Raw genomic sequence first — 5,300 nt, 5'->3', positions numbered from 1 at the left:
GCCGCCGCCGCCAGCGCGCGCTGCGCCCAGCGGCGCAGCCGCCAGCGGGGCAGACGCGGCTCCCGCACGCCGTACTGCACCGACAGCGACAGCCGGGGCGCGGCGTCAGGCGTCATTTTCGGCGGCGCGGTCATAGGCATCCACGATGCGGGCCACCAGCGGATGGCGCACCACGTCGCGGCTGGTGAAGCGCGTGGTGGCGATGCCCTGCACCTCGTGCAGCACTTTGGCCGCGTGGGCCAGGCCGCTGTCCTGGCCGCGCGGCAGGTCCACCTGGGACGGATCGCCCGTGATGACCGCCTTGCTGCCGAAGCCGATGCGGGTGAGGAACATCTTCATCTGTTCCGGCGTGGTGTTCTGCGCTTCGTCGAGGATGACGAAGGCATGGTTCAGCGTGCGGCCGCGCATGTAGGCCAGGGGCGCGATTTCGATGGTCTGCTTCTCGAAGAGCCGCTGCACCTTCTCGAACCCCATCAGGTCGTAGAGCGCGTCGTAGAGCGGGCGCAGGTAGGGGTCGACCTTCTGCGCCAGGTCGCCCGGCAGGAAGCCCAGGCGCTCGCCCGCCTCCACGGCCGGCCGCGTGAGGACCAGCCGCTGCACGGTGTCGCGCTCCATGGCGTCGATGGCGCAGGCCACGGCGAGCCAGGTCTTGCCGGTGCCGGCCGGCCCGATGCCGAAGGTGATGTCGTGCTTGAGGATGTTGTTCAGGTAGTCGCGCTGGCGCGGCGTGCGCGGACGCAGGTCGCTGCGCCGCGTGCGCAGCGCGATGCCGTCGCTCTCGTCGTCCACGGGCGGCAGGGCGGCGGCCGCCTCGGCCAGATCGTCCTGGAGTTTCTCTTCCTGGCGGCCCACGCCGATCTCCACCAGCCCGAGCTGGATGTCGTCGATGGACAGCGCGCGGTGCACGGCCTGTTCATGGAAGCGCCGCAGCACGCGGCCGGCCAGTTCGGCCCGCTCGCCTTCCAGGGTGACGCGGCTGCCGCGGCGCGACAGCTTCACGCCCATGCCGTCGGCGAGCTGGCGCAGGTTTTCGTCCAGGGGGCCGCAGAGATTGGCCAGGTGGGTATTGTCGCCGTCGAGCAGGACGACGGTGGGCATGGGGCGGCGGGCGCGAGGGCGGGAGGGGGTCATTCAGCCTCTTGGGAGTCGCGGTCCACGCCGGCCACGCGCGCGCGCAGCGAATTCGTGTACGCGTCGGTGATGATGACGTCGACCATCTGTCCGATGAGCCGCGCGGGCGCGGCGAAGTTGACGATGCGGTTGTTCTCGGTGCGGCCCATGAGCTCGCTGGCGTCGCGCCGCGACGGGCCTTCCACCAGCACGCGCTGGCGCGTGCCGATCATGCCGCGCGCGATGGCGGCGGCCTGTTCGTTGATGAGCGTCTGCAGGCGCTGCAGCCGGCGCAGCTTCACGTCTTGCGGCGTGTCGTCGTGCAGGTCGGCCGCCGGGGTGCCCGGGCGGCGCGAGTAGACGAACGAGAACGAGGTGTCGAAACCCACGTCCTCGATGAGCTTCATGGTTTTCTCGAAGTCTTCTTCGGTTTCGCCGGGAAAGCCCACGATGAAGTCCGATGACAGCGTCAGGCCGGGGCGCGCGGCGCGCAGCCTGCGCACCACCGACTTGAACTCCAGCGTGGTGTAGCCGCGCTTCATGGCGGCCAGCACGCGGTCGCTGCCGGCCTGCACGGGCAGGTGCAGGAAGGACACCAGCTTGGGCAGCGTGGCGTAGGCGTCCACCATGCGCTGCGTCATTTCCTTGGGGTGCGAGGTGGTGTAGCGGATGCGCTCGATGCCGGGGATTTCGTGCACGTATTCCAGCAGGCGGGCGAAGTCGGCGATTTCGGCGGTGTCGCCCATGCGGCCACGGTAGGCGTTCACGTTCTGTCCGAGCAGCGTGACCTCCTTGACGCCCTGGTCGGCGAGGTCGGCCACTTCCATGAGCACGTCGTCGAACGGACGCGAGACTTCCTCGCCGCGCGTGTAGGGCACCACGCAGAAGCTGCAGTACTTGCTGCAGCCTTCCATGATGGACACGAAGGCGGCCGGGCCCTCGACCCGCGGCGGCGGCAGCGCATCGAACTTCTCGATCTCGGGAAAGCTGATGTCCACCTGCGAGCGGCCCTCGGCGCGCCGGCGCCGGATCAGCTCCGGCAGGCGGTGCAGGGTCTGCGGCCCGAACACCACGTCCACGTAGGGCGCGCGCCTGACGATGGCCTCGCCTTCCTGGCTGGCCACGCAGCCGCCCACGCCGATCACCAGGTCGGGGTTGAGTTTCTTGAGATGCTGCACGCGGCCCAGATCGGAAAAGACCTTCTCCTGGGCCTTCTCGCGCACCGAACAGGTGTTGAACAGGATGACGTCCGCCTCTTCGGGGTTGTCGGTCATTTCGAGGCCCTGGTCGCCGCGCAGCACGTCGGCCATCTTGTCCGAGTCGTACTCGTTCATCTGGCAGCCGAAGGTGCGGATGTACAGCTTGCGGGGGGAGCGGGGGTCGGAGCCGGGGGCGGCGGGAGGCTGCGCGGCGCTGGCCGCGCCCTCGCGCTTGAGGGTGGTTTCTTGCATGACGGTCGCCGTGACGGGTGTAGATCCCGGGGGCTGGGAGATGGAAACATCGGATTTTACCTCTTGCTGCAAGATTGCTCACCGTTGCGCCCCCGCTGCCGTTACCATAGCGGTCCGGCCGCAGGCCCGATCCTGATAATCGTTCTCGTTCCGAATTCATGACATCCAACCCCATCACGCCCGTGACTGCGGCGGCAACCCGCGTCGCCGCGCCGGCGCCTGCCGAGGTCTGCAGTCCTTTTTCGGTTCGCATCTGGCTGGTGCTGGCCATCGTGCTGTCTCTGGCCGCCGGCGCCAGCGCGCGCTGGCTCGACCTGCCGCTGGCCATCGCCATCCAGCGGTCCGTCTCCGAAAGCGTGGACAATTCCTTCGAATGGGTGGGCGAGCTGGGCGAGAGCGGCCACTACGTCGTGATGGCGCTGCTGTTCTACGGGGTGGGCATGCTGGGCATGGCCCGGGGCTGGCGCAATCCGCTGCGCACCAGTTACGAAAGCATGGTGCGCGGCAGCGTGCTCATGCTGTCCGTCATGGCCGCGGGCGGCCTGGTGGTGCTGGCGCTCAAGCGCGCGGTGGCCCGGGCGCGGCCCGAGCTCTATTTCGAGCAGGGCATCTACGGCATGGGCGAGTCCTTCTCGCGCGCGCAGCAGTTCAATTCCTTTCCGTCCAGCCACACCTACGCGGCCTTCGCGGTGGCCGTCACGCTGGGCATCCTGGCGCCGCGCTGGCGCTGGGCCTTCCTGAGCCTGGCCGCCCTGGTGGGCGTCAGCCGGCTCATCAACCTCGACCACTATCTCTCGGACGTCATGGTCGCCGCGGGCATCGCCGTGGCGATGGGCTGGGCGCTGGCGCCGCGCGTGCTCAACAGCCAGTACCAATGGCCGCTGCGCGCGCCGTGGCGCTGGTGGCGCGGCTAGGGCCGGCGCGCCCCAAGGGCGATTGACGCCGGGGCCCCGTTCCCGCCTTTCTCCTCCGCTTTCTTCCGCAGGCCGCGCCTGGCCCCGTAGACAAGAACGGGCCGGCGCGGCCCGCGCGCATCCGGCCTACAGGTTTTCCCGGGTATTCGCTCGCATGCATGATGTATATGCTTGTATATACATTCGGCGCAAGCACAAGGCATAGCGCTATGCGCATGGCTGGCGCGCCGCATGCCGTGCCGCCGGCGCCGCCGCGCGGCGTCAACCATCAGGGTAGGAAAACCAGACATGCATGTTGCCGAGAATGCCGGCGCAGTTGCCGCGCCGCCCGCCGCCGACGCCGAGGGCCAGGCCCGCGCCGCACCACGGGGAAACCGCCGCATCATCCTGGGCGCCTGCCTGGGCAACGGCCTGGAAATCTTCGATTTCACGGTCTACAGTTTTTTCGCCGCCATCATCGGCAAGCTCTATTTTCCCAGCGACACGGCCTACGGTTCGCTGCTCATGGCGGTGGCCGTGTTCGGCGTGGGTTTCGTCATGCGGCCGCTGGGCAGCATCGTGTTGGGCGCGTATGCCGATCGCAAGGGCCGCAAGGCGGCCATGCTGGCGACCATCGCGCTGATGGGGCTGGGCACCGCGCTCATCGCCTTCGCTCCCACGCACGCGCAGATCGGCGTGATGGCGCCCGTGCTCATCGTGGCCGGGCGCCTGCTGCAGGGCTTCGCCGCGGGCGGCGAGGTCGGTTCGGCGACCACGCTGCTGCTCGAATCCGCCGGCGCCAACCAGCGCGGCTTCTTCGTGAGCTGGCAGTCCATCAGCCAGGGCGTGGCGGCGCTGCTGGGCGCCTCGCTCGGCCTGCTGCTGACGTCCGTGCTTTCCGAGGAGGCGCTGCATGCCTGGGGCTGGCGCGTGCCCTTCGTGCTGGGGCTGCTCATCATTCCGGTGGGCGTGTACATCCGCCGCAACATCGAGGAAACCTACGCCTGCCAGCGCGAGGGCGGGGGCGCGGCGGCGGAGCATCCGGCCTGGACGCTGGCCGCGCGCCATCCGCGCGACCTGACGCTGGGCGTGCTCATCATCATGTCGGGCACCGCCATGGTCTACATCGTGCTGTTCTACATGCCCACCTACATGATGCAGACCAACCACATCGACGCGCCCACGTCGTACCTTTTCAGCTGCGTGGCGGCCGTGGTGCAGGTGGTGTCGGTCTATCTCTGCGGCCTGTACGTGGACCGCGTGCGCAACTACAAGCAGCCCCTGGTGTGGTCCATCGTGGTTGGCATGGCGATGGCCTATCCCACCTTCCTGTTCCTGTCGATGCCGGGCATGCTGTGGCTGGCCGTGGCGTGCCGCATCGTTCTCATCGCCGCGCTGGGCGTCAATATGCTGGCCAGCACCATGCTCATCGTGTCGGCCCTGCCGCGCGAGATCCGCGCCACCGGCACCTCCATGATCTACGCCTTCGGGGTCACGCTGTTCGGCGGGTCGGCGCAGTTCATGGTGACCTGGCTGCTGAAGATCTCGGGCAACGCGATGGCGCCGGGGTGGTATCTCATCGGCATGCTGGCCGCCAGCCTTGCCGCAACCTGCGTGTTCCGGGAGCGCCACCATGACTGACATCCCCTCCGCCGCCTTCGCCTCCGGCATCGCCGCGGCCTACGAGCCCGGCCTGCTCCAGGCATTCGACGACATGAAGCGCCTGCGGCGCGACATCCACCGGCATCCCGAGCTCGGCTACGAAGAAACCCGCACCAGCGCGCTGGTGGCCGAGCGCCTGCGCGGCTGGGGATACGAGGTCAGGCAGGGCCTGGGACGCACGGGC

General features: G+C 68.8%; 4 protein-coding genes and 1 pseudogene. 3 read left to right on the top strand and 2 right to left on the bottom strand.

The window, feature by feature from the left end:
• Window positions 1–105 precede the first annotated feature (105 nt).
• Both AD428_RS22215 and miaB read right to left on the bottom strand, forming a co-directional pair.
• Window positions 106–1,131: a PhoH family protein gene (locus tag AD428_RS22215; protein ID WP_053246618.1), complete on the bottom strand. Its 1,026-nt coding sequence runs from the start codon at window positions 1,129–1,131 to the stop codon at window positions 106–108.
• The gene (gene miaB / locus AD428_RS22210) at window positions 1,128–2,561 is read right to left on the bottom strand and encodes a tRNA (N6-isopentenyl adenosine(37)-C2)-methylthiotransferase MiaB (protein ID WP_053246617.1); all 1,434 of its coding nucleotides are present in this window, start codon (window positions 2,559–2,561) and stop codon (window positions 1,128–1,130) included. The genes AD428_RS22215 and miaB overlap by 4 nt, the downstream gene beginning before the upstream one ends.
• A gap of 158 nt (window positions 2,562–2,719) precedes the next feature.
• Here miaB and AD428_RS22205 point away from each other — a divergent pair, with 158 nt between their 5' ends.
• From AD428_RS22205 to AD428_RS28575, 3 genes and pseudogenes are all read left to right on the top strand, one after another.
• Window positions 2,720–3,475, top strand: coding sequence for a phosphatase PAP2 family protein (locus tag AD428_RS22205; protein WP_082308371.1), 756 nt, complete (start codon window positions 2,720–2,722; stop codon window positions 3,473–3,475).
• 288 nt (window positions 3,476–3,763) lie between these two features.
• Entirely contained in the window at window positions 3,764–5,095 is a 1,332-nt protein-coding gene (locus tag AD428_RS22200; RefSeq protein WP_082308372.1) for an MFS transporter, read from the top strand.
• Window positions 5,088–5,300: pseudogene (locus AD428_RS28575) on the top strand (hypothetical protein); the annotation flags it as partial. The gene AD428_RS22200 and the pseudogene AD428_RS28575, both read left to right, overlap by 8 nt.

It is taken from the genome of Achromobacter sp. DMS1 (genome assembly GCF_001270295.1).
This window is presented reverse-complemented; position numbering and strand designations above follow the sequence as displayed.

Coding starts and splice junctions, on each gene's coding strand:
- AD428_RS22205 (WP_082308371.1), top strand. CDS start 2,720: ATGACATCCAACCCCATCACGCCCGTGACTGCGGCGGCAACCCGCGTC.
- miaB (WP_053246617.1), bottom strand. CDS start 2,561: ATGCAAGAAACCACCCTCAAGCGCGAGGGCGCGGCCAGCGCCGCGCAG.
- AD428_RS22215 (WP_053246618.1), bottom strand. CDS start 1,131: ATGACCCCCTCCCGCCCTCGCGCCCGCCGCCCCATGCCCACCGTCGTC.
- AD428_RS22200 (WP_082308372.1), top strand. CDS start 3,764: ATGCATGTTGCCGAGAATGCCGGCGCAGTTGCCGCGCCGCCCGCCGCC.